We start from the raw sequence: 24,340 nt of genomic DNA, 5'->3' as shown, positions 1-24,340 counted from the left end.
CACATGAACGAGAAAGCTTGTCATGTCACGATTGTGGGCGGCGGCATCACTGGATTGACCGCTGCTTTTTACTTGCAAAGGGAGATCGAGGCGAAGCGCCTGCCGATCCGCTTTCAACTGATCGAGGAACAGGACCGTCTTGGCGGCAAAATCAAGACGTGGCGGCACGAAGGGTTCGTCATCGAGCTGGGCCCGGATTCCTTTTTGGAGCGGAAAACAAGCGCAGGCGAGCTGGCGGCTGACCTCGGGCTTGCCGATGAGCTGGTTCGCAACAGTACGGGGCAGGCGTACATCTGGCACAAGGATCGGCTGATGGCGATTCCGGAAGGGGCCGTGATGGGCGTGCCGACCAGGCTGATGCCTTTTGTGACGACCGACCTGATCTCCTGGCCGGGCAAAATTCGCGCAGCGCTTGATCTGATTTTGCCCGCTTCCAAAGGCAACGAAGACATTTCCGTAGGGGAGTTTTTTCGGCGCAGGCTCGGTGACGAGGTCATTGACAACCTGATTCAGCCGCTTTTGTCCGGCGTCTACTCCGGCGATCTCGACAACCTCAGCTTGCTCGCGAGCTTCCCGCAGTTCGCGCAAATGGAAAAGCAGCATCGCAGCCTGATTTTGGCGATGAAGCATTCCCGCCCGCAGGCGAAGGCGCAGGGCAAGCCAAAAGGCATTTTCCTGACGCTCGCGAACGGATTGCAGTCGCTCGTGGAAGGCATCGAAAAAAGCTTGCCTAGTGAAGTGTTGCAAAAAAACAGCGGGATAGCCAAGCTGGAAAAGCAGCCGAACGGCAAGTACACCCTCGTTTTGAAAAACGGCCAGGTGATCGAGACGGACGCTGTCTTGTTCACCGTGCCGCACGCGGTTTCGGAGCCTCTGCTCAGGCCGTACGCCAGCGTGCCTGCTCTGCCGACCGCCAAGCCGCACATGGTGGCGACGATTGCGATGGCATTTCCGGAGAGCGGGATCGAGCTGGGGATGGAAGGGACAGGCTTCATCGTGCCGCGGCACTCGGGCGCGACGATCACGGCGTGCACGTGGGCGCATCGCAAATGGCCGCACATGGCGCCGCCAAACAAAGCGCTCTTGCGCAGCTTTGTCGGAAGAGCGACAGAGCAATCGTTCATGCAGATGAGCGACGAGGAGATTTTGGAGGTCGTGCTGCGCGATTTGCGCAAGATCATGACGATTCGCCAGCAGCCCGAGTTTTACAGCGTGACGCGCCTGCAAAATGCGATTCCGTACGTAGTCGGCCATCAGGCGTGGGTGAAAGATGTGAAGCAGAAGTTGCAAACGAATTTGCCGGGGGTACTGGTGGCAGGCGCCTCCTACGACGGAGTGGGCGTGCCTGATTGTATCGCGCAAGGAAAAAAAGCCGTTTCGGAATTGATCGCATCTGTGCAACCGGGGAGATAACCCCGGTTTTTCCTTTTTTCGGTGCTAAACGGCTCGTCCTGTCCATATAGTATAGGGAAATGTCCTGCACTTGGTCGAGAAAAGGCGGGTTGCCTTGAGTATCGACCTTGGCGCAACAAGGCGTCGCCCAAAAAAAGCTTGGCGAAGCCAAGTTTTCGAAAAAGGAGGAGCACGAATGGCGTTACAGGATGGGCTGCTTTCGTTTGCCATCAAGGAGACCATTTTCCTCTCATCCGATAGAGCCGGAATCGGCGAATTGCAAGAGCTGGAATTGGTACCCGATGTAGAGGTTCTGGAAAACGACTCCTACGTCTCCATCACGGGCTGCTTGCAATTGGTAGGAAAATACGAGCCGATCAGGGAAGCCGCAGAAGCGAACAGCGGCGGGACGGAAACGCTGGTTGAGGCCTTCACTTTTCCGCCATTTCGCCAGGAAGTGTCGGAGGAGGCGCAATACGGCTGGGAGGAACAGATCGGCCATCGCATACCGTTGAACATCACCATTCCGTTGGACCGGATCGCGGAAATCGGCGACATTTATGCCATCGTGGACAGCTTTGACTACAAGCTGGAATCCCCGCATCAAATGTTGATTGACGCCGACCTGAAGATCATGGGGATACTGCTCGGCGACAGTCAGACACAGCCGGCTTCCGCCAACCAGGAGTCAGCGGAGGGGGCACAGGCCTGGGAGTATGCCCGTGTAGCGGACGAGACGCTGCAAGCGCACGCTGCGCCTTCTTCCTTGGACGAAATCGAGGAAAAGCTGAGCGCTTTGGAGGAGGAGCTGGAGCGGGAAGCATTGCCGGCGTCCTATGATTCGGCTGAATCGCCTTCCGTGTTCGACGCCCCTGCGATCGCCTACAACCAGCAGGAGGAGTACCAGCAGCAATACGGGGAAGTGCAGGAGCAGTACGGCGAGGTGCAGGAGGTGTCCAGGAGCGAATCGCAGCAGCCTTGGATCGCAAATCCGGCCGCCTACGGCTCAGATGCGCAGGCAGAGGCCCAGTATGATTCCCCGGCGTACGATGCGCTTGCCTATCGCGATATTCAGACGACAGAGCCTGTCAAAAGGCAGCCGGAAAAAGAAGAGCCGATTTTGGCGATTCACGAGCAGGACGATGTGGATTACGCTCAGGTCGCTACCGATCCAGCCGAGTCCGAGTCTCTCTACGAAGCGGAGCAGGTGCAGGAAGTGCATGCGGACGGCGAGGAAGAAGCGGCAGAGCCGGTAGTCGCGCAGCCGGAAGCGGTGGAGGAGACAGAGCTCAAGGTAGCCATCTCGGGCAAGGCATCCCGCGAAGAGCAGAGCAACGTCAACATTACGTCGATTTTCTCGCAGGCTACGCGCGCCAAGCAGGAAGCGCAGGCGATCGAGGCGGAATCCTCGTCCAGTTCCTCCCGGCAAAGCGCGTCCGTCAGCACCAGCCCGGCGACCGTGGAGGCGATGCAAAATCTCACTTCCTTTGTGCGGCGCAAGGAGGAGAGCACGAGCCAGTTGAAAATGTGCATCATCCAGCGCGACGAAACGCTGGAGCATATTTCCCAGAGATACCAACTGCCCGTTTCCAAAATCGTCGAAGTGAACAGGCTGGCTTCCGAGCAGGTTGTCGCGGGACAAATTTTGTACATCCCACAATAAAGGAGTGGGGGACCGTGGATAAGATCGATCTCTCCGAAGTGTGCCAGCATTATCGAGCGCGCGTGATCCGCATCACGCCGCTCGATGACTGCTATTTACTGGAGACTAACCGGGGCCCCAAGGAACTCCACGTCTGGCCGCGTGTGGATGTGATGCGCTGGTCGTTTGCCTGGCGCGAGCGATTGGCTCGTCAGGGGTTTCGCGCAGTGGAAAGGTTTATACGGACGCGAGACACCAAGCCGTTTCTGGTTGTGGGCAAGCGCGGTGTAACGATGACCGATCACGTCAGGCACATCGAAGCCTGCGAGCCTCGCGCCGAACTTGCCCGAAGCTGCGGCAGAGTCATCGGGATGATGCATCTGTCCCAGCAGGAGAGTCCGCTTCTCTCCGGCGCGGATTACTTGAAGCAGGAGCAGATCGCCGCCGACGCAAAGTGGACGCGGACCAAGGCTTTCGCCGAAGCGTTCCGCAGCAAGCACGGACGCGAGCCGGGAGAAAAAAGGTGGGTAGCCGAGCTGATGCAGCCGATGCTGCAGCGCATGGAGCGTTCCTCGGCCATGCTTTCGCATGAAAGCGTAGCGCCGGATACGGTCAGCGTGTCGCACCGGGAGTTGCAGCGGGACAATTGGGGCATGGTGAAGGGCGAGCTGTACTTGCGGGGCTTTTTTCGGCCAGCTTTGTCCGTGCAGCAGCGCGATGTGGCAAGCTTTTTGCGGGATCATTACTTGACGCACAAAGACATCGGCCAGATTGACGCCTTTTTGGACGGATACGAGGAGGTCAAGCCGCTCAGTTACGGAGACTATATTTTGCTGCTCGCCTTCATGGCTCGTCCGCGCGAGGTGTACAGAAGCATCGAAGCTTATACGAAGCGGGTTGCAGGCAAGGAAGAGGCTTCTGTCAAAGCGATTGAACAGGCTCTGCGCATCCAGGAGTCCGTCGACCAACTGCTGCAGCACATTGCCTACCGGGCAGAGCAATCGAGGAGGGAGGGAGTACATGAGCCGCTATGACGAGATCTACCCGTTGTTCCAGGAGTACGACATGTACGCGCAGAGCATCGAGCCGCTGAAGGAACCGAACGTGTACAAGGCGGCGACTCCCTATGGCTCCTACGTCTGCAAACGGTCCAATATGCCTGCCAAGCGGCTGGTTTTCGTAAGCGACATGCTGCGCCAGTTGCAGCAGCGCGGCTGGGACGGGGCGGTTCCGTTCACGTACACGAAGTTCGACGATCCGTTTGTTGCGCTCGGGGACTCGCTGTACTACGTGACGCCCTTTCAGCCGGGGAACGAGGAGTGGACCGAGCAGCCGCTGGCCTGGGCTACCCCGGCGATCGAGCGGCTCGCGGAGTTGCACCATCTGACGCAAAATTACCGCTTTGACGACCCGCGGCAGGTGGAGCCGCTGATCGACTCGCTATTAAACCGTTGGCAGTATTGGCAAAACCAGATGGAAAAAGCGGCGGAGGTAGCGGGAGGGCGGCAGTACCAGTCGCCGTTTGACCTGGTGTTTTTGGCCAACAAAGGGTTTATTACGGAGATGAGCCAGACGGCGACCGAGCTGTTGACGGACTGGAAGGAGCGGCACGAGACGCATGCGCATTTTCGCTTGTCGCTCATTCACGGCTATCCGCATCCGGCGCATATCGTGCCGGATCGCTTTGGCAAAGGAAAGCTGCTCAATTTTGACCGGGCCAGCTTCGATACGCCTGTGCGCGACCTCACACTGTTTTACCGGACGTATTTTCAACTGGCGGGAGATGAAGCAGGCGCCTCCCAGCTTTATCATCGCTACGCTGCCATCTTCCCGTTGCGGCCGGAAGAAATCGAGCTGTTGGCATCGTTTCTCTCGTACCCGGAACGGATCATGAGAGACATCGACATCTACTACCACAACCGCAGGGAGTGGAGCGAGCTGTACGCGGTGAAGCGCCTGGAAAAAGATATGGACCGCCTGATGCGTCTGCATCGCTGGGTCCAGCAAGCCTTTTAACGAGCAACGTCTCACAAGGTGGGGCGTTGCTTTTTGCATTTACAGCCACTCCAGGACGATGGCGACGTACAGCACGGCAAGCAGACCGAGCAGAATCACGTCAAACGAGGTGGGAAACAGGACGGTGCGGATGAACTGAAAAATCATCAAAGGGATCAGCACTTGTTTGCACCCGTATTTGATTCGCAGGTAGGTAGGGTTATACTTCCAGCGAAAATTCATCATCGGCATATCACCTCATTTCAGCATATGCGAGGCTTCCTGGGACAGTGCCTATATTTCCTCGGACAAAGGCCGGTTTCGCCCGAGGCGTATTTTCTCTACGCCAGTTGTGACACAGGTTTGAGAATGGGAGGAAACGGGAACGTATAGGGCAGGAAGGCCAGGACGAACTTGTAAAGGTGAGCAGATGATCTGGAAAATAGCACTCTACTTGTCAGGAATAGGTGCAGGTGTGTACTTGATTCGCTTATCCTACGGCTTGCAACGGCAAGCGCAGAGAGGGTTTGACCTGTCTTTGCTGCACGGCATCGGGCTGGTGGCCTGGGGGATCGGCAGCTTGCTCGTGCTGTCTTTTGCCTGGTGGGGCCACGGGCTGGGGGTGCCGGTCTGTACAGGGACGTATCTCGCAGGGATCATCTCGCTTGTCTTTTTGCTGCAGACGCACAGACGCTTGCGCCAAAAGACGGAGAGCGAAGGCGCACACGTGGAGTCGCAGCTTTTGCTGGACTGGCAGAGGATCACGCGGCAGCATACGGGGATGGTGCAGGTCATTCTGCTGGTCATAGCCGCGTCTTTGCTCGCGCTGCCCGAGATGCCGCTTTATGTTAAAGGGGGACTGGCGGTCGCCATAGCTTACATGAGTGTTCTTGCATACTTAAACAATCGGGACCATCACTATTTGATGACGGAGACATTGTCATCGGTGAGCACGCTCGAATCGAGGCTGACCCAGCAGCTCGCGCATTCCGAATGGATGAACCAGCAATTGTCGCTCGTCGGGGAACTGAAGCAAAGCTATGAGGGACTGTTGATTGCCAGCAACAAAATCAGCGTGAGCGACGTCCATTACGATAGCATTCACCAGTTGACCAGCGAGCTTGTCGACGCCTGGTTTGGCCAGATTCATACGCTCGTCTATTTGGGCATAAGCTGGGAGTCCGAGCAGGGGGATGTCTATTTTCACACCGAGCGCGGCAAAAGAGCCGATCGAGGTGCGGTTCAGTTTATCGAGGAGCGCATCGTCGTCTCGGAGCAATGGGACACGGCCAAAACGCCGCGGTACGTCAGGCTGGTGGCGCAAACCGCTATCGGCGAGCACGATATGGAGACAAAAGAGCTGGAGCAGTCCTTTTTTCAACTGCTGCTTGTGAACGTGAGAGGACTGATCTTGCGGTGTCTGCACGAACATCAGTCGACAGAGCTGAAGGAGCTGGAGCTGGGAATGGGCCTGGCCCGCCGAATCCAGTCGATGCTGATTCCAAAAGAGGAATGGCAAGTGAACGGCCTGCGCGCCAGGACGGTCTACGTGCCCGTCACCTACGTCGGGGGAGACTACATTGATTTTGTGCGCATCAATGAGCGCTACACCTGTTTTATCGTGGCAGACGTATCGGGACACGGCTTGCCCGCGAGCATCTGGGCGACGGGGATTCGGATTGCGGTTCGCGCCGTTTTGCAGACGAGCTGGTCACCCGATGAAATTTTGCAGCGGCTAAACCAGCTACTGTATGCCGATCTGGCGAAAACCCGCTCGTACATTACGATGCTTGTCGCGGTCTACGATGCGACCCGCCACGAGTTGCTGCTTGCCAGGGCGGGCCATCCGCAGCCGATCTATTTGTCCAGCACGCAAAAAAACGTCTTGCGCTGCCGGGGCGGGGTAGGACTAGGGCTTTTGTCCGATAGCACCTATCAACTGGAAGAAGTACCCTTATTAGAAGAAGGTATATTGCTACTATACACAGATGGATTGTTGGATACGGGAAGAAAAGACGTGCTGCGCAGCTCTCACGGCCTGCTCGAAGATCTTGCCGCCCTGCTGGACGAGCCAGGCAAAGAAGAGACGATGGAACGCGTCGAATCGTACCTGTGGGCGATGACGCGCCAAGGCCAGCAAACAGACGACATCTCCGTTTTGATTTTGCAGTTTCAATCCGGCTCTCATGCCGGACAACGAAGAAGTGAAACTCCCGCACTGATGGAGTACCCGAGCTGAAGCGCCCGTGAATAGGAGGATGAACGGTGATTCTGTGTGAACAGTGTCCGGACAATCCCGCTTGTCGCAACTGTCTTCTTGAGCTCCGTTCCGGCGGGTCTGCCCAAAAAGTGCTGCCGCCGCGCAAGGTGAAGGTGACGGAGCTTGCGACAATGGAAACAAGTCAAGCCCAATTGATAGCAGTCAGCCGGACAGCTATCGGCCTGCTTAGTTCGACCAAAAAGTTGCATGGACGCATGGAGGTCGAGCTCGCTTTCGATTTTCGCATTATCGGCAGCGGGCTGCAGGGAATCAACGGTGTTCCTTACTATGTCGTTGATATCGAGAAGGTTTTGCGCAAGGAAGAAGTGCTGGAACGGTTGCTTCTGGAAGAATTTCATACGTGGCATATGTGCAACGAGCTGAATCCTACAGACGTATTGCATAGTTATAAAGATCGGGATGACGAGCGAGGCCGTCTCATCAAGCAGGAGCTGCAGAAGCTGTCCATCCTGCGCCAGATCGAGACGATTTTCCTCTATCTGCTTGACGATGGCAAAGTGCGTCCGCTCGGCTCGAACCGTGCGGCCCCCGATGTCGAGGGGGAAATGCAGCGCCTGATTGGTGAGGCGACCGTCCACGGCAACTCCTTGCGGGAACAGATTGTCAGTCACGACGGGAAAAAAGTGTTTGAAATGTACGCGTCGATTTTGCCGGATCGCACCTGTGGGATCGCCCTGATTGACGTGACGGCTGCCATCGCGGAAGAACGCAGAAGAAAACGGCGCGAGTGGGAAATATACAGAGACATTCTCGGCGTGGTCACGGCAGGCAAGCTGCTGTTGCTAAGCGACGAGGAGCTGTTTTTTCTGCTGCGCGAGGGGCACAAATCGCTCGCGATGGACATTCAGGCGCCGGAGGATTTGGCTCTGCTCAGAAGGTCGTTCAAGCGCACGCTGGAGCCGCTGGGGTTTGTCGCCAAACGTTTTTTGCACTTTCTCGTCGCCGTCAACGAGGCGGCTTCGAACACGCTCAAGCACGGCAGCGGAGGAACGATCACGCTCTATATCGCCCACGATCAAGATTTGTGCCGGGTGGTCATCCACGACCAGGGCCAGGGCATTTTGCTCGAAGATTTGCCGCGGGCGACGTTGCAGCAAGGATTCTCGACGCGCAATTCGCTGGGAGCGGGCTTTCACGTCATGTTGCAATACTGTGACCGGATTTATTTGAGCAGCACGGCGGCTGGAACGAAGCTGATTTTGGAGTGTGCGCTGACAAGCTGATGAACATTGGAGAAAATACCAAATGTTTGCAAGTCGCGTGAAGCGGGTAACATGAGTGAGAGAGAACAAAATCAGCTACACCGATACCTATTGAGAGGAGTTTGAGCATGGACTACCGAGCAACAGAGACGAACGGACAGGCTACGCTGTTTTTCGCCGGAGAGCTGGACATGGCTGTGGGAGATCGAGTGGGTGAATTGCTCCAGCAGTACGGAGGGCGCAATCATTCCGTTACCGTCGATTTTCAAGGTGTATCCTTTGTAGATTCTTCCGGTATTGGAAGTCTGTATTTTACTACGAAAGAACTGCTTGCTTCTGGCAAACAGGTAGAGATTGTCAATGTCCGCGAAGAAATTTTGGATATTTTAAGCGTACTGGGCTTTACCGAGGCGCTGGGCATTACGGTGGGAAAAGTGGGCGAAACCGGGTTTGACGCGAAACAGCGTGATTGTATATAATAAGCAAAGGCAACGATACCACAATTACATATCGAATCAACGATGATCGGGAAGAGTAAGTCAGGAGCCCTTTGCAGAGAGGAGAATCAGATGCTGGAAGATTCTCTAAGGAGAGATGGACTGAAGGTCGCCCGGGAGTTGTTTTTGGTGAACACGATGTGTCTAGCCAAAAGCGGTTCGCAGCCGTTATCTTGTTTGAGGGAACATACGCTGGACTCTTCTTGCCGTATGTTAACAAAGGTGGTACCGCGAAATAATCCTTTCGTCCTTTGGATGAAGGGTTTTTTTATTTTTCCTAGAGGAGGAAGCCTACCCATGTCAACTCAGCCAACAACCGACATCGACCAATTGCTGCCGAAGAACTACGACCCGAAGGCAGCCGAAAGCAAATGGTATCCGTACTGGATCGAAAAGCAGTTTTTCAAGGCGGAACGCGACCCGGCGAAGCGTCCGTTCACCATCGTGATCCCGCCTCCGAACGTGACGGGCAAGCTGCACTTGGGCCATGCGCTCGATACGACGCTGCAAGACATCATCACCCGCGCAAAGCGGATGCAAGGCTACAGCACGCTGTTTTTGCCTGGGATGGACCACGCCGGGATCGCTACGCAAGCCCGCGTAGAAGCGACGCTGCGCGAAGAGGGCATCTCGCGTCACGACCTCGGCCGCGACAAGTTCATCGAAAAAGTATGGGAATGGAAGCACATTTACGCTTCGCACATCCGCGAGCAGTGGGAAAAGCTGGGTCTTGCGCTGGACTACTCCCGCGAGCGTTTTACGATGGATGAAGGCTTGTCCAAAGCTGTGCGCGAAGTATTCGTCCGCCTGTACGAAAAAGGGCTGATTTACCGCGGCAACCGCATCATCAACTGGGACCCGGCTGCCCGTACCGCCCTGTCTGATATCGAGGTCGTTTACAAGGAAGTAAAAGGCGCCCTGCACCATATGCGCTATCCGCTCGCTGACGGCACAGGCTACATCGAAGTGGCGACGACCCGTCCGGAAACGATGCTGGGCGATACGGCTGTCGCTGTCCATCCGGAAGACGAGCGCTACAAGCACCTGATCGGAAAAACCGTCATTTTGCCGATTGTCGGTCGCGAAATCCCGATTGTCGCGGATACGTACGTCGATCCAGAGTTCGGCTCCGGCGCGGTAAAAATCACGCCTGCGCACGATCCGAACGACTTCGAGCTGGGACTGCGCCACCAACTGCCGCAAATCGTCGTCATGGACGAGACTGGCACGATGAACGAGCAGGCAGGCATCTACAAAGGGCTGGACCGTTTTGCCTGCCGCAAGCAAATCATCAAAGACCTGACAGAGCAAGGCGTCATGTTCAAAATCGAGGAGCACATCCACCAGGTAGGCCACAGCGAGCGCAGCGACGCCGTTGTAGAGCCGTATTTGTCCACCCAGTGGTTCGTGAAAATGCAGCCATTGGCTGACCTCGCGCTTGCCAACGCCAACAGCGAAGACAGCGTCAAATTCGTTCCGGAGCGCTTCAAGACCAACTACCTGCGCTGGATCGAGAACATTCGCGACTGGTGCATTTCCCGCCAGCTCTGGTGGGGCCACCGCATTCCCGCCTGGTACTGCCAAGAGTGCGGCGAGACCGTCGTCTCGCGCGAAGATGTCACCGAATGTCCGAGCTGCCACAGCCACAAGCTGGAGCAGGACAACGACGTGCTCGATACCTGGTTCTCCTCTGGTCTGTGGCCGTTCTCCACGCTCGGCTGGCCGGAAGAGTCCGAGGACATGAAGTATTTCTATCCGACAAACGTCCTCGTAACCGGCTACGACATCATTTTCTTCTGGGTAGCGCGCATGATGTTCTCCGGTCTTGAGTTCACCGGAAAAAGCCCGTTTGAATCCGTGCTGATTCACGGCATTATCCGCGACTCCGAAGGCCGCAAAATGTCCAAGTCGCTCGGAAACGGCGTCGATCCGATGGAAGTGATCGAAAAATACGGCGCGGATGCCCTGCGCTTCACGCTGGCGACAGGCAACTCGCCAGGGAACGACCAGCGTTTTTACTGGGAAAAAGTCGAGGCGAACCGCAACTTCGCCAACAAGATTTGGAACGCCTCCCGCTTTGCCCTGATGAACCTGAGCGGATTTACGTACGACGACATTGATCTTAGCGGCGAGCTGTCGACGCCAGACAAGTGGATTCTCTCCCGTCTGCAAGCGACCATCGCTGACGTGACGCGCCTGTCCGACGCATTTGAGTTTGGCGAAGCGGGCCGCGTGCTGTACAACTTCATTTGGGATGACCTGTGCGACTGGTACATCGAGATGGCGAAGCTGCCGCTGTACGGCAGTGACGAAGCAGCGAAAAAGACGACGCAATCCGTGCTCGTGACGGTGCTCGACCAAACGCTCAAGCTGCTCCATCCGTTTATGCCGTTCATCACCGAGGAAATTTGGCAGGCGCTGCCGCACCAAGGCGAGAGCATTACCGTAGCACCTTGGCCGACGGTGAACGAACAATGGATTTTCACCGAGGCGGAGAGCGAGATGACCATGCTGATGGAAATTATCCGCAGCGTGCGCAACATTCGTGCGGAAGTAAACGTGCCGATGTCCAAAAAAATCGAGCTGTTGATTAAGCCAAGCGATGCGACCTCTGCGGCTCGTCTGGCGCGCGGCGAAGAGTACATCGCCCGTTTCTGCAATCCGGAGACGCTCACGATCAGCGCGGAGCTGGCGATCCCGGAAAAGGCGATGTCTGCGGTTGTGACAGGAGCGGAGCTGTTCTTGCCGCTGGCTGGCCTGATCGACATCGAGCAAGAGCTGAAGCGACTGGAAAAAGAACTGGCTACTTTGCACGGCGAAGTGGAGCGGATCGAGAAAAAGCTGAACAACGCCGGCTTTATGGCCAAGGCACCAGAAAAAGTCGTGGAAGAAGAAAAAGCGAAAATGGCTGACTACATGGAAAAACGGGATAAGGTCATCGCTCGCCTTGCCGAACTGAAGGGCGAATGATCCGCCGTACCAACGCATATTTTTGAGAATGGAGCATTTTGGTATGCATGCTGAAGCACAATTTGTTGAATACAAAGAAGCGCTCGACTGGCTGCATGGACTGCTTCGCTTCGGTCAGCGGCCGGGGCTTGAGAGAATGCAGTGGGTACTTGAGCAACTGGACCATCCGGAACGGAGAATCCCGTTCATCCATGTGGCAGGCACCAATGGAAAAGGCTCGACGTGCGCGTTCCTGACGCAAATGCTGATGGAGGCCGGCTACAGTGTCGGCACGTTCACCTCGCCTTATCTGGTAGATTTTCGCGAGCGCATTCGCTACAACGGGAGCATGATCGAGGAAGCCGATCTGCTCCGGCTGGTGAATGAAGTCAAGGTCTTGATCGAGCGCTGCGAGCGCGAGACGGAATTTGGCTCGCCTACAGAGTTTGAAGTCATCACGCTGATCGCCATTCTTTATTTTTCGAGAGTGGCGAGACCGGCTGTCGTCGTCTGGGAGACGGGGCTGGGAGGACGGCTGGACTCGACGAATGTCGTGCTGCCGCTTGTCTCCGTTATCACAAATATTGGCATGGACCATACACAGGTGTTGGGCGATACCTTGGAGGAGATTGCCCGCGAAAAAGCTGGCATCATCAAGCCGGGCGTACCTGTCGTCACGGGCGAGACCCGACCGGAAATACTCGCCGTGCTCAAGGAGCGGGCTGCTGAGACGAAAAGCACCGTGTACAGCTTGCAGGAGCATTTCTTTGCCGAACAGGTAGAAGAAGAGCTGGGGCAGCAGCGGATTCGCTACAGCAGCATCCATCGGCGCCATGAAGCTACCTATCGCTTGACCATGAACGGCATTCATCAAACGGCAAATGCAGCGGTCGCGTTGATGACCATTGATGTCTTGCGCAACTATTTCTCTTTCCTGCTGGAGGAAGAAGAAATATCTCGTGGTTTGCAACAAACACGCTGGCCTGGTCGTCTAGAAGTCGTCTCGCCAAGACCGCTTGTGATCTTGGACGGGGCACACAACCAGGAGGGAATGGAAGCACTCGCCAATAGCCTGGAGCGGCTTTTGCCGAACGATGCAGGGCTGCACCTGCTGTTTTCCGGCTTGGCTGATAAGCCGCTTTCCGAGATGGCAAAAGCGCTGGCGCCCGTAAAGGCGAAAATCAAGTCGCTGAACGTGACGGAATTTGACTTTCCGCGTGCAGCAGCGGCAAGTACGCTGCGCGATGCGTTTTTGCAAGGCGGATGGGCGGAGGAAAACCTCGAAGCCGTCCCGGACTGGCGAGCGTTTCTCCTTTCTTGGATGCGGGAGAAGCAATCGGCGAAAGCGGATGACTGGTTGGTCGTCTGCGGTTCGCTCTACTTCATCGCCCAAGTGCGCGCATTCTTTCCCACTACAGTAGAAGAGGCAGGTGAATAGGGTGGATCAGGCTAGGCACGTCCACTTTGTGGGCATCGGCGGATATGGCATGAGTGCCATTGCCCGCGTCTTGATCGACCTTGGATACAAGGTAACCGGCTCCGACGTCGCCATGAACGAATTGGCGAAGAAGCTGGAAGCGAGAGGGGCGGTCGTTCATATCGGCCATAATGCTGCCCACGTGGAGGGAGCAGACATCATTGTTTACTCTACCAGCATCCCCAAGGACAATCCGGAGGTAGTCGCAGCAGAAGCGAAGGGAATCCCGGTCATGCACCGTTCCCAAATGCTCGCCCGCATCTTGAACGAACGAACAGGTGTAGCCGTTGCCGGAGCACACGGCAAAACGACCACGACCTCCATGATTTCGCACGTACTGGAGGAGTGCGGGGTAGACCCGACCTTCATCATTGGCGGAGAGCTGATGAATGCAGGGACAAACGCCAAGGCAGGGACGAGTGATTTTGTCATTGCCGAAGCGGACGAGAGCGACGGTTCCTTTTTGGAATACAGACCGATGTACGAAATCGTGACCAGCATCGAGCCGGACCATCTGGAGCATTTCGACGGCGATTTCAACAATTTGAAACAGGCGTACGTCCAGTTTTTGAGTCATCTGAAGCCGGGCGGCAAAGCGATTTTGTGCATAGATGACTCGCACGTTCGCGAAGTGATGCCGTCTGTCGCAGGCACGGTAGTAACGTATGCGATCGATCCGGCTTTTGTGTCGCAGGCCGAGTTTCGCGCCGTGTCGATCGAGTGCGGAGATCGGCGCAGCACATGCCAGGTGTATCATGGAGAAAAACTGCTCGGGACGCTCGCGCTGACGGTTCCGGGCAAGCACAATATTGCCAATGCGCTGGCGGCGATCATCGTCTGCCTGGATGCAGGGCTGTCGTTTGAACAGATTGCCGAGGCACTGACTTCGTTTCGGGGAGCGAAGCGCAGATTCCAGATCATCGGAGAGGCGCGCGACATTCTCGTGGTGGACGATTACGCCCACCATCCGACAGAGATCATTGCGACGTTGAACGGAGCCAAGGCGTCCGGCCGACGGGTCATCGCTGTCTTCCAGCCGCAGCGCTACACGCGGACGTATTTCCTGATGGATGAGTTCAGCCGTGCTTTTTCACAGGCTGACGAAGTCATCGTTACGGATATTTACTCCCCGGCTGGCGAAGCCAAAATCGAAGGGGTAAGCTCTGAGGTGCTGGTTCAAAAAATCCGCACCAACAGCCACCCGCGGGCGCAGTACATCCCGACGAAGGAGCAGATGCAGGAGCAGTTGGTCAAGGAATTGCAAGCTGGCGACCTGGTGCTGACCATGGGCGCGGGAGACATTTGGAAGTCCGCCTACTGGCTGGCAGAAAAGCTGGAAAAATAACAGCAGCACGAGTGCTGCAAAGAAGAAAGACTTGGTTCGGAAGCGGAGCCAAGTCTTTTTTCATACAGAAAAGAATTTATAAGATTCTTATCCAGTATAAGTGCAACTAAGGCTGCGCCAAAGGCTTGGCGCAGCCTTAGTTTTCTAATGCGCAAAAGTATAAATTAGTACCAGGTATTAATATCTAGTGTTATAATGTAGTCACAAACAAGCAGAGGTGATGATTCGATATGATGAACGCAAATGCTATTCCTTCCCGAATAACGGCGATCGGCACCTACGTGCCAAGCGGTGTGCTTCGCAATGCCGATCTGGAAAAGATGGTGGAGACGTCCGACGAATGGATTTTGCAGCGAACGGGCATCCATGAACGGCGCATTGCAGCAAAAGATGAGTTTACAAGCGATTTGGCGATTGCGGCCGTAGAGAACATGGCCGCTGCCTATGGCAAAAACCTCACAGACGTCGACTTGATCCTCGTGGCCACGAGCACGCCGGATTTTCCGTTTCCGAGCGTCGCCAGCCAAATCCAGGCTCATTTCGGCATCGCGCAGGCGGGCGCCATGGATCTTTCCGCCACATGTGCCGGGTTTACGTACGCGCTGCACACCGCGAACGCGATGATCGCCTCCGGGCTGCACCGCAAAGTGCTGGTGGTGGCAGCCGAAACGCTTTCCAAGGTGACCGACTACACCGACCGCACGACCTGCATCCTGTTTGGCGATGGAGCGGGTGCAGTGCTGGTGGAAGCCGACCCGGACGCTCCCGGTTTTCACGCTGCCTATTTAGGCTCGAAGGGAGACGGCGGCATTCACGTCTACCGCTCGGGGCTGTCGACGAGCATGGATGGCAGAGAGCTTGCGGGGAATGGCTGCATCGTGCAAAACGGCAGAGAAGTGTACAAGTGGGCGGTTACGACGGTGCCGACAGGCATGCAGGAGGTCGCAAGCCGCGCAGGCATTGCGCTCGATGAGGTGGATTGGTTCATCCCGCACAGCGCCAATTTGCGCATGATCGAGTCGATTTGCGAGCGCAGCGGCTTTCCACTTGAGAAGACGTTGTACAGCTTGGCCTACTACGGCAACACATCGGCCGCTACGATCCCGCTTGCGCTCGGGCTGGGCATCGAGCAAGGCAAGGTAAAGGCGGGGGACAAAATTTTACTCTACGGCTTCGGCGGGGGACTCGTTCACGCCGGGCTGCTTTTGACCTGGCAGCCGTAAGCTTTGGCGAAAAAGCTTCGCCGCTGTGCTAGAGAATTTGCTAGATTTGCTAGATCGCAGTCATAACCCGTCCCGCCCAGACGTAAGCTAGTACAAAGAGCCTGCAAGCTGGGAGGGCATGAGCGTGAACGGAGAAAAGAAAAATCATGTAACAGTCAAGATGAACGGCAGATTTTGGGACGAAAAGCGCGAGACCATCAAGCAAGAAGCGAGTGTGAAGCGTACCCCCAAAGACGACACGCCACGGGTAAAAATTCAGGGGCCACCTATCCCTTTTCACGGCACGCTTCCACCGAAAAAGGAAAACGACGCCTGGGAACGCATGATGCAACTGAGAGGGGCCGCGCAGCGGGAGACGAGCAGAGAGCCGGGGCCGATCCTCGATGATTCGCCCGAGCTGGAAGAGACGCAAGAGCAGGAGGAACTTCTGGGAGCTTACAGCAGCTCCGGCAAAAATCCCGCAAAGCGCTTCCTCGCTTTTTGGCCGAAAACTCCCATCTGGCGGACCGTGCTGACGACAGGGGGAGCAGTAGCGATCGGGTTGTTGTTCGGCTTTTTGGTGCTGTCGGTTTTCACGCAGGAGGAATTTTCGCAATCGTATGGATCAGTTTTAAGCGAGACCGTGCAGACGTTGACGGCACAAGAGGCAAAAGGCGGGCAGGCAGGAGGCCAGGAGGCGCTGGCTGGCCCCGGTTCGTCCGAGGCAGGAGCAGGAACTGCAGCCGGCAATACCGCTTCTGGCGAGCAGCAAAATGTCTCGCTGCAAGTGCCGCAGATCAGCATGTTCGTCGCCCAGGCAGGCGTGTTTCAGCCGGACGCGTCTCCACAGTCTGCGGTAGAGCCGCTGGCGAAAGCGGGAATCCCGCACCTTTTGTACAAGGATGGCAGCAAGCAGTATATGTTTGCCGCTGCCGCGCCTACGCGAGATGCCGTGCTGGGCTTTGCCGCCAGCTTGAAAAACAAGGGGATGGACGTGTACGTCAAGGAGTTTGCCTTCCCGGCCTTCCAGGGAGCGGTTCCGGTGAGCAAACCGGCTGCCGCCACGGAAGGGCCGAACGTGCAGCAGTTTTTTGACAATGGCGTGAAGCTGGCGCAGGCGCTCTCTGCCCAATCCGGCCTGATTATCACATCGGGACAGCTTTCTGCCTCGGCGCAGGAGACGGCCGACCTGAAGGAATGGCATCGCCAATTTTTGGAGGAAAGCCGCTTGATTCAGGTGCAGGATGCGTGGAAGCCGCTGTTCGAAGGGATGGTCAACGGGATCAATCAGGCGCTGGCCGCCCGCGACAAGATGGCGGAAGCAAGCGCCGGAAAAAAAGGGGAAAGCGCCGAATCGTACGCGTGGCAAGTACAGGCGGGCGTGCTCGGATATTTGGAGAGCTACGCGAGCTGGGTGCAGTTGGCGCGCTAAAGACAAATAAGCGAGCGCTGATAAGGCTTCCGCAAGTTTTCTTGCAGGAGGCCTTTTCTTTTTATACAGTAACTAGCAAGAGCAAACAGGGATTGTTTCACCCCCTTCCATTTGCTAAACTTATGGTTGGCAAAAAGAGAATCCCTTCGTAAAAGGGAGTTGGGAAAAGGAATGGGGAAAGAAACGCTTACACTCGTGTTTCTACTGGTGAGTGGCCTTTTGTGCGGGAGCATCGTCGGGGAAATTCTCGGTCCCTGGGTGCCTTTTCTGACCAAAAGCAAAACGATTACATGGTCACCTGCGGCAGATTTAGAAATTTTGAAGTACGACCTGAACTTTCAGGTAAAACTAAATCTAGCCAGTATCGGGGGGCTTGCCCTCGCGTTTTGGATACATCGACGGATAAAGTAGGTTGAAAAATGACGACAGAAAAACATGATACGCTCATTCTTGCTTCATCATCGCCCCGCCGAAGAGAACTGCTGCAGGCGCTGGGCATTCCGTTTACGGTGATGACCAGCGATGTGGACGAGACGACTGCGCCTGGCTTGTCTCCTGCGCAAGTGGTAGAGGAGCTGTCCTTGCGCAAGGCTAGGGAAGTAGCCGCCCGCCTGACAGAAGGCGTCGTGCTCGGTTCAGACACGATTGTCGTTCTGGATGGACATATTTTGGGCAAGCCGGCAGACGAAGCGGACGCGTTTCGCATGCTGTCCATGCTCCAGGGGCGAGAGCATACCGTCTATAGCGGCGTGGCCCTGATTGATGCAGCGTCTGGGCGCTCAGAAGTGGCGCACAGCCACACCGATGTGAAAATTCGCCCGTTGAGCGAAGCAGAGATCAAGTCGTACATTGCAACGAAAGAGCCGATGGACAAAGCGGGTTCTTATGCGATTCAAGGGATTGGAGCGACGATCGTGGAAGGGATAACCGGAGATTACTTTACGGTTGTCGGGCTTCCGCTTTGCTTGACCTCCAAGCTGCTCGCGCGTTTCGGGATGCCGATTTTGTAGGAAAGCTGTGCTTGTGTGCAAGTGACAACGGCCAACCACCTCACGACCTTCTTCTAGTAAGCCGTTGACGATAATGAGATAGGTGGGAGGCGGCGAAAAATGGCAGTAAATACCTGTAACAAAACAGACGGCAAAAACGTCCCTTACTATGACCGTCCACGTGAACGACTGCTTCGCGAAGGAGCGGTCCATCTGTCTGATACAGAGCTTCTTGCCATTTTACTGAGGACAGGCAGTGAGCAGGAGTCAGTCTATCAGTTGGCTCAGCGCTTGTTAGCCAAATTTGGCGACCTGCGTGGATTGGCGCAAGCCTCTCATGCTGAGCTGAGGGAACTGAAAGGGATCGGCCCGGTAAAAGCAGTGGAACTGCATGCCGCCTTTGAACTCGGGCGCAGAATGGTCGGCGTACCGCGGCAAAGCCGCACCTCCATCCGTCTGCCCCGCGATGTGGCTGACTTGATGTCGCCTGAGCTTGCTCATTTGACACAGGAGCACTTTGTCTGCCTTTTTCTAAATACCAAGAACCACGTGATTGGCAAGCAGACTATTTTTGTAGGCAGTCTGGACGCTTCCATCGTGCACCCTAGAGAAGTCTTTAAAGAAGCGATCCGTCGTAGCAGTGCATCGGTAATTTGCCTACATAACCATCCAAGTGGGGATCCGACACCTAGCAGGGAAGATATCGCGATCACGCATACGCTGCGTGAAGCGGGGGAACTGGTAGGGATTTCATTGTTGGATCATGTGATTATCGGGGATGGCAGGTACGTCAGCTTGAAAGAGCAAGGGTACTTGTAGGATGTAACATTGCTTGTCATTTGTATATTATTGGAAGGAGTTTTTTTATGTTTGGTGGATTTACACGTGACTTGGGGATTGACCTCGGCACTGCCAATACACTTGTTTTCGTTAAGGGAAAAGGAATTGTAGTGCGTGAACCTTCTGTAGTAGCCATTCGTACCAACAACAATTCCATTGAAGCGGTAGGGAATGCGGCAAAGAGTATGATCGGCCGCACGCCTGGCAACATCGTCGCCGTTCGTCCGATGAAGGACGGGGTTATTGCGGATTTTGACACGACTGCAACGATGATGCGCTATTTCATCAATCAGGCCCAGAAAAACCAGGGTCTGTTCAGCCGTCGCCCGAACGTGATGGTCTGTGTGCCATCGGGAATTACCGCTGTCGAAAAGCGCGCTGTTGAAGACGCGACGAAGCAGGCTGGCGCGCGCGAGGCTTACACGATTGAGGAGCCGTTTGCAGCAGCGATCGGAGCCGATCTGCCTGTATGGGAGCCGACCGGAAGCATGGTCGTCGACATCGGCGGCGGTACGACAGAAGTGGCGATCATTTCTTTGGGCGGGATTGTTACCTCCCGTTCCATTCGCGTGGCCGGGGATGAGATGGATGAAGCGATCATCCAGTACATCAAGCGCCGCTACAATCTGATGATCGGGGAACGGACAGCGGAAACGTTGAAGCTGGAGATTGGTTCTGCCATCGCGCCAGAGGAACCGGAAAACGTGGATATTCGCGGCCGCGACCTCGTGACTGGCTTGCCAAAAACACTCTCGGTCAGCAGCACGGAAATCGCAGAAGCATTGGCAGAAACAGTTGCTGCCATTATTGAAGCTGTGAAGGTGACCTTGGAGAAGAGTCCGCCGGAGCTTGCCGCAGACATTATGGATCGCGGGATCGTGTTGACAGGCGGGGGAGCGCTGCTGCGCAATATCGACCGTCTGCTCAGCAAGGAAACAGGTATGCCCGTGCATGTTGCGGAAAATGCGCTGGATTGCGTAGCGATCGGGACAGGCCGGGCTTTGGAGAATATCCACCTGTTCAAATCGAAACAAGGCATCACCTCTTCCCGACAAAAACGGGGTAAATAAACGGAGGGTAGGGCATGTCGTTTTTCGGGAATAAGCGGCTTATTATCGTACTTGTAGGCTTGGTCCTGCTAATCTCCGTCGTGGGCTACACTTCCCGTGAACGGGTTAACCTGACCTGGCCAGAAATGTTTTTCAAAGATACGTTCAGCGTGGTGCAGGGCTTGTTTTATCGCCCTGCCCAAGCTGTTTCTGGCTTTTTTCGGGAAATAGAAGACGCGTACAGCGTCTACGAAGAAAACAAGGCCCTCAAGGCAGGGCTGGACCAGTATGCCCGGCTGACGGCAGAACTCCACGACCTCAAGGCAGAGAATGAGCGGCTGAGAAAAGAGCTGGATGCGAAAAACAGGCTCAAGTCGTCGTACAGCCTCCTTTTTGCGGAAGTCGTGGCGCGCAATCCCGATACGTGGAACAACGTCATTACCATCGATCTGGGGCTGAAGAGCGGAATTAAAAAAGATATGGCGGTCATTACGGCAAAAGGGATGATCGGGCGTGTACAGAGTGTTGCCAACTTTTCAGCTACGGTTGAATTGTTGACCAGCTATGAACGGCGCGACCACATCTCCGCCGACATTCAGGCCACGTATATCGTCGACGGCAAGACTGTCCATGAGCCTGTCAGCGGTGTCATCGAGGAATACGATCCGCAGGAGCGATTGCTGGTCATGCGCAAAATTCCTTGGGGCAAAAAAATCGAACCGAAGCAGCAAGTCATTACCTCCGGCCGGGGGGGAGTGGTTCCGCGAAATCTGCCGATCGGCTACATTGTCCGGGTCGTGCCGGACGACTACGGGTTGACGCAAACGGCTTACATACAGCCGAGCGCAGACTTTTCGCAATTGAGCGAAGTGATGGTGGTAGAGCGCGACTTTACCATTTCGCCTAACGGTGAGCTGATACCAAAGCAGGCGGCTGGACAAGTGCAGCCGCCTGCGACGGGAGGCAAAGCGGCAACGCCCAATTCGACGGGGACTTCCTCCGCAACTACTGGCGGAGGTGGTCAATAGATGGCGCGTTTTTTATTGACGCTTGGTGTCGTGGTCTTGTTTGTTCTGGAAGGGACAGTCATGCAGGTCCTCTCACCTGATTTATGGGGACTGTCATGGATGACAGTCCCTCGCTTCGCGCTCGTATGCTGTATCTTCATTTCCATGTATCTCGGGAGGCGGGAAGGGCTGTACTACGGGCTTGCGTTCGGCTTTTTGCAGGATGTCCTGTTCGGGCAGGTGATCGGCATTTACACCATGTCCATGATGGTAGCCAGCTATTTTGCCGGTTTGATCGTGCTGTTGTTCCAGCGCGGGATCGGCATGGTCTTTGTGACGAGCTTCTTGATCCTGTTCGGGCACGAATGGCTCTTGTACTCCTTGTACCGTCTGTTCTCGGTCGCTCCCTATGATGTGCAATGGATTCTCACCCGTCAAATTTTGCCCACTGTATTGCTGAACCTCGTCTTCGGCCTGATTGTGTACATACCGATCAAAAACGGCTGCAACAAGGTGCTCGACAAAAAGGAAATGCACGTGGAGTAACAAGGAGACAGGGGATGTTACCCGGAAAGGAGAGGATCGCTCATGGAAGAGACCAAAGAACCGAAATCGCACATACCCGTGCGGCTTAACATATTGTTTCTGATCGTCTTTCTGTTCTTTGCCGCCATCATTTTGCGGCTCGCCTTCGTCCAACTGGTGGAAGGGGAGCAGTATCGGCACGAGCTGGAAAAGTTCAGTATCCGCGAGTTGCCGATCCCTGCGCCGCGCGGCCGGATTTTGGACAAAAATGGCGAAGTGCTCGTCTCCAACAAACCTGTTTACACGGTTCAATACGTAGAAGAGCAAGGGCAGGACATCGACGAAGAAAAAGTGGCGGATCGTCTGGCGAAAATTTTGCTGCCTGACGGGGAAAAAATCGGCACAGACAAAGAGCTGCTCAAAAAGACGATCGAGCTGCGCTCCACATTGCCGATCGCTTTCAACAACGAGGAAACGAACGCGCTGAAAAACAGGGTGGCAGCCAAGCTGCAAGCCGTTCCCAAGCAGGAAGCTGTCGACAGCATGTCAGACTTCGAGCTGGTCAAAACGGCATTGTATGTCGGCTTGCGCGTGCGCTCGCCTTTTGATGACAACCAGCGCAAAGACGTTATCAAAAAGCTCAATGCCAACGCAAAAGGAGCAGGGACCGTTCTGACGGAAGACAACACTTCCGACCTGGAACTGCTCAAAATGGCGATCAGCGCAAACATGAAGCTCGTGCTCACGCTGGACAAGGAAGACCGCGACGCCTTGATAAAAGAAGTGAAGGCACAAATTCGCAAGCTTCCGGCTCCGAACGAGTTATCGGACAAATCGGACATGGATTTGTTGCGCTACGCTTCCTTGTTCGAGCTGGATGTCAATCTGCCGCTCACCGCGGAGCAACGGCAATTCCAGTGGCACAAGCTTTCGCTGTTGCAGGAAATGCGCTCTCCGCAGATGCCGAGCTACATTCCGCGCCGGGTGAAGGTGAACATCAGCGACGAAGAAATGTTCCAAATCGAGGAGCGGCGCACGGAGCTTCCCGGGATTAGCGTCGTGCTGGAGCCTGTCCGGCAAATTTTCAAAGACCCTGACGGCTCTGCCTTCGGGACTCATTTTCTCGGCTATATCAACGCCATTCGCCCTGAGAGCCTGAAAGAGTACCAGGCACAAGGCTACAATGCAATTGACCGCGTTGGCGTCACCGGACTGGAAAGCTCCTACGAAAGATACTTGCGCGGCAAAGACGGGATCATGGACGTCTACGTGAACAAAAATTCCGAGACGATCAAAAAAGAAATGCGCCCGGGCAGGGAACCGGAGCCAGGCAACGACCTCGTGCTGGCGATGGACTGGCGCTATCAGAGCAAAGTGGAAGCGATTTTGAAGGAAGAAGTAGAAGCGTTTAAAAAACGGCCTACGACGCCAAAAGAGTTCAAGGATGCGCACGTCTTGGTCATGAATCCGAATACGGGCGAGATTTTGGCGATGGCCAGCTACCCGGATTACGATCTGAACCTGTACTACGATCGCAAGGCGTTCAACCAAAACTACACCTCGCTCATTTTGCCGAACGAGTCTAACCGGTTCATTTACACGCCGTACCCGCCGGCCTCCACCTACAAGCCGTTGTCTGTCATGATTGCCCTGCAAGAAGGGCTGACAACGCCAAACGAAACGATTAATGACCGCGGCGGCCTGAATGTCGGTACGTCCTACAAGCGCAACTGGAAGCCTGGCGGACACGGGATCGTCAACGCGCGCCGTGCGCTGCAAGTTTCGAACAACACGTATATGTACGAAATGGCGATCCGCTTGGCGAGAAAAGGCAAAGAAGGCTGGGAACAACAATTTTCCGTGCTGGATTACTACAATGCCCAGTTCGGGCTTGGCGTCAAAACAGGGGTGGACCTGCCAGGCGAGAAGACCGGATGGGAAAACCCGAACTTGTACTACGGGAACTTGGCTGACGCGATGATCGGCCAGTACGACCTGTTTACCCCGATGCAGATCGGCCAGTACGTCTCTGCGATTGCCAATGGCGGATACCGGATTCGTCCGCATCTTGTCAAGGAAATACGCAAAGGTACAACCGATCCGAAGCAGAAGGGCCAGACGCTTGCGCAAATCGAGCCGCAAGTGTTGAACCGGGTCAACATTGATCCGAAGTACATCCAGGTCGTCAAAGAAGGGATGCGCATGGTTACGCAGCCAGGCGGTACTGTGCAGCGTTTCAACGGCTTGCCGTTTACCGTTGCCGCGAAATCCGGTACCGCGCAGACAGGCAGAAGCGCGGAAAACGCCCTGGTTGTAGGCTTTGCACCGTATGAAAATCCGCAAGTGGTGTTCGTCGTGATCGCGCCAAACAGCTTGCGGGACGGAACCTCCAGTTCCGATGCGACGGGCCCGATTGCGCGTCGCCTGCTGGAAGCTTACAACGAATTGAATCCGGGAGTTCTCACAAACGGAGTCCCGATTCCCAATCCGCCCTCCTCTCATAAATAAGGGAGCGA

The 24,340-nt window shown here is 55.5% G+C and carries 20 protein-coding genes and 1 other annotated feature; of the genes, 19 read left to right on the top strand and 1 reads right to left on the bottom strand.

Going from position 1 to position 24,340, the window contains the following annotated elements; translation table 11 throughout:
* Positions 1-3: 3 nt before the first annotated feature.
* The 4 genes from hemY (at position 4) to BA6348_RS19875 (ending at position 5,050) form a co-directional block, all read left to right on the top strand.
* Positions 4-1,413, top strand: a complete 1,410-nt coding sequence (gene hemY / locus BA6348_RS19890) for a protoporphyrinogen oxidase (protein ID WP_005826515.1) — start codon at positions 4-6, stop codon at positions 1,411-1,413.
* 175 nt (positions 1,414-1,588) lie between these two features.
* Positions 1,589-3,055: a LysM peptidoglycan-binding domain-containing protein gene (locus BA6348_RS19885; RefSeq protein ID WP_025847016.1), complete on the top strand. Its 1,467-nt coding sequence runs from the start codon at positions 1,589-1,591 to the stop codon at positions 3,053-3,055.
* Positions 3,056-3,069: 14 nt separating this feature from the next.
* A complete protein-coding gene (locus BA6348_RS19880) occupies positions 3,070-4,068 on the top strand; it encodes a hypothetical protein (protein ID WP_005826512.1) in 999 nt (332 codons plus the stop codon).
* Complete coding sequence (locus BA6348_RS19875; protein WP_122952969.1) at positions 4,055-5,050, top strand: protein kinase family protein; 996 nt, start codon at positions 4,055-4,057, stop codon at positions 5,048-5,050. The genes BA6348_RS19880 and BA6348_RS19875 overlap by 14 nt, the downstream gene beginning before the upstream one ends.
* A gap of 39 nt (positions 5,051-5,089) precedes the next feature.
* Here BA6348_RS19875 and BA6348_RS19870 read toward each other — a convergent pair whose 3' ends face one another.
* Positions 5,090-5,275, bottom strand: a complete 186-nt coding sequence (locus tag BA6348_RS19870; RefSeq protein WP_025847019.1) for a hypothetical protein — start codon at positions 5,273-5,275, stop codon at positions 5,090-5,092.
* A gap of 184 nt (positions 5,276-5,459) precedes the next feature.
* Here BA6348_RS19870 and BA6348_RS19865 point away from each other — a divergent pair, with 184 nt between their 5' ends.
* From BA6348_RS19865 to BA6348_RS19795, 15 genes are all read left to right on the top strand, one after another.
* Positions 5,460-7,268, top strand: a complete 1,809-nt coding sequence (locus tag BA6348_RS19865) for a PP2C family protein-serine/threonine phosphatase (RefSeq protein ID WP_026558428.1) — start codon at positions 5,460-5,462, stop codon at positions 7,266-7,268.
* Positions 7,269-7,294: 26 nt separating this feature from the next.
* A complete protein-coding gene (locus BA6348_RS19860; protein WP_007782442.1) occupies positions 7,295-8,533 on the top strand; it encodes an ATP-binding protein in 1,239 nt (412 codons plus the stop codon).
* 107 nt (positions 8,534-8,640) lie between these two features.
* A complete protein-coding gene (locus tag BA6348_RS19855) occupies positions 8,641-8,991 on the top strand; it encodes an STAS domain-containing protein (RefSeq protein ID WP_005826498.1) in 351 nt (116 codons plus the stop codon).
* 33 nt (positions 8,992-9,024) lie between these two features.
* Positions 9,025-9,264 (top strand) — a binding site (T-box leader).
* Between the two features lie 42 nt (positions 9,265-9,306).
* Positions 9,307-11,979, top strand: coding sequence for a valine--tRNA ligase (locus tag BA6348_RS19850; protein ID WP_122952970.1), 2,673 nt, complete (start codon positions 9,307-9,309; stop codon positions 11,977-11,979).
* Positions 11,980-12,022: 43 nt separating this feature from the next.
* On the top strand, positions 12,023-13,396 hold the full coding sequence (locus tag BA6348_RS19845) for a bifunctional folylpolyglutamate synthase/dihydrofolate synthase (protein WP_005826495.1): 1,374 nt from the start codon (positions 12,023-12,025) through the stop codon (positions 13,394-13,396).
* Position 13,397: 1 nt separating this feature from the next.
* On the top strand, positions 13,398-14,780 hold the full coding sequence (murC, locus tag BA6348_RS19840) for a UDP-N-acetylmuramate--L-alanine ligase (RefSeq protein ID WP_005826492.1): 1,383 nt from the start codon (positions 13,398-13,400) through the stop codon (positions 14,778-14,780).
* Positions 14,781-15,010: 230 nt separating this feature from the next.
* Positions 15,011-16,003: a ketoacyl-ACP synthase III gene (locus BA6348_RS19835; protein WP_005832344.1), complete on the top strand. Its 993-nt coding sequence runs from the start codon at positions 15,011-15,013 to the stop codon at positions 16,001-16,003.
* Positions 16,004-16,121: 118 nt separating this feature from the next.
* A complete protein-coding gene (locus tag BA6348_RS19830) occupies positions 16,122-17,414 on the top strand; it encodes a hypothetical protein (RefSeq protein WP_005832346.1) in 1,293 nt (430 codons plus the stop codon).
* 171 nt (positions 17,415-17,585) lie between these two features.
* Positions 17,586-17,825 carry a DUF4321 domain-containing protein gene (locus BA6348_RS19825; protein WP_005832348.1) on the top strand — a complete coding sequence of 80 codons (240 nt, stop codon included), beginning with the start codon at positions 17,586-17,588 and terminating at the stop codon, positions 17,823-17,825.
* An 8-nt stretch (positions 17,826-17,833) separates the two neighbouring features.
* A complete protein-coding gene (locus BA6348_RS19820; protein ID WP_005832350.1) occupies positions 17,834-18,424 on the top strand; it encodes a Maf family protein in 591 nt (196 codons plus the stop codon).
* A gap of 99 nt (positions 18,425-18,523) precedes the next feature.
* Positions 18,524-19,222 (top strand): RadC family protein, encoded by a 699-nt coding sequence (gene radC, locus BA6348_RS19815; protein ID WP_005832352.1) that lies wholly within the window; start codon positions 18,524-18,526, stop codon positions 19,220-19,222.
* Positions 19,223-19,269: 47 nt separating this feature from the next.
* On the top strand, positions 19,270-20,313 hold the full coding sequence (locus BA6348_RS19810; RefSeq protein WP_005832354.1) for a rod shape-determining protein: 1,044 nt from the start codon (positions 19,270-19,272) through the stop codon (positions 20,311-20,313).
* Positions 20,314-20,327: 14 nt separating this feature from the next.
* Positions 20,328-21,320 (top strand): rod shape-determining protein MreC, encoded by a 993-nt coding sequence (gene mreC / locus BA6348_RS19805; protein WP_122952971.1) that lies wholly within the window; start codon positions 20,328-20,330, stop codon positions 21,318-21,320.
* A complete protein-coding gene (gene mreD, locus BA6348_RS19800) occupies positions 21,321-21,845 on the top strand; it encodes a rod shape-determining protein MreD (protein WP_005832358.1) in 525 nt (174 codons plus the stop codon).
* A 42-nt stretch (positions 21,846-21,887) separates the two neighbouring features.
* On the top strand, positions 21,888-24,332 hold the full coding sequence (locus tag BA6348_RS19795; protein WP_007782419.1) for a peptidoglycan D,D-transpeptidase FtsI family protein: 2,445 nt from the start codon (positions 21,888-21,890) through the stop codon (positions 24,330-24,332).
* Positions 24,333-24,340: the final 8 nt, after the last annotated feature.

Origin of the sequence: Brevibacillus agri (genome assembly GCF_004117055.1) — a bacterium.
Classification (GTDB): domain Bacteria; phylum Bacillota; class Bacilli; order Brevibacillales; family Brevibacillaceae; genus Brevibacillus; species Brevibacillus agri.
This window is presented reverse-complemented; position numbering and strand designations above follow the sequence as displayed.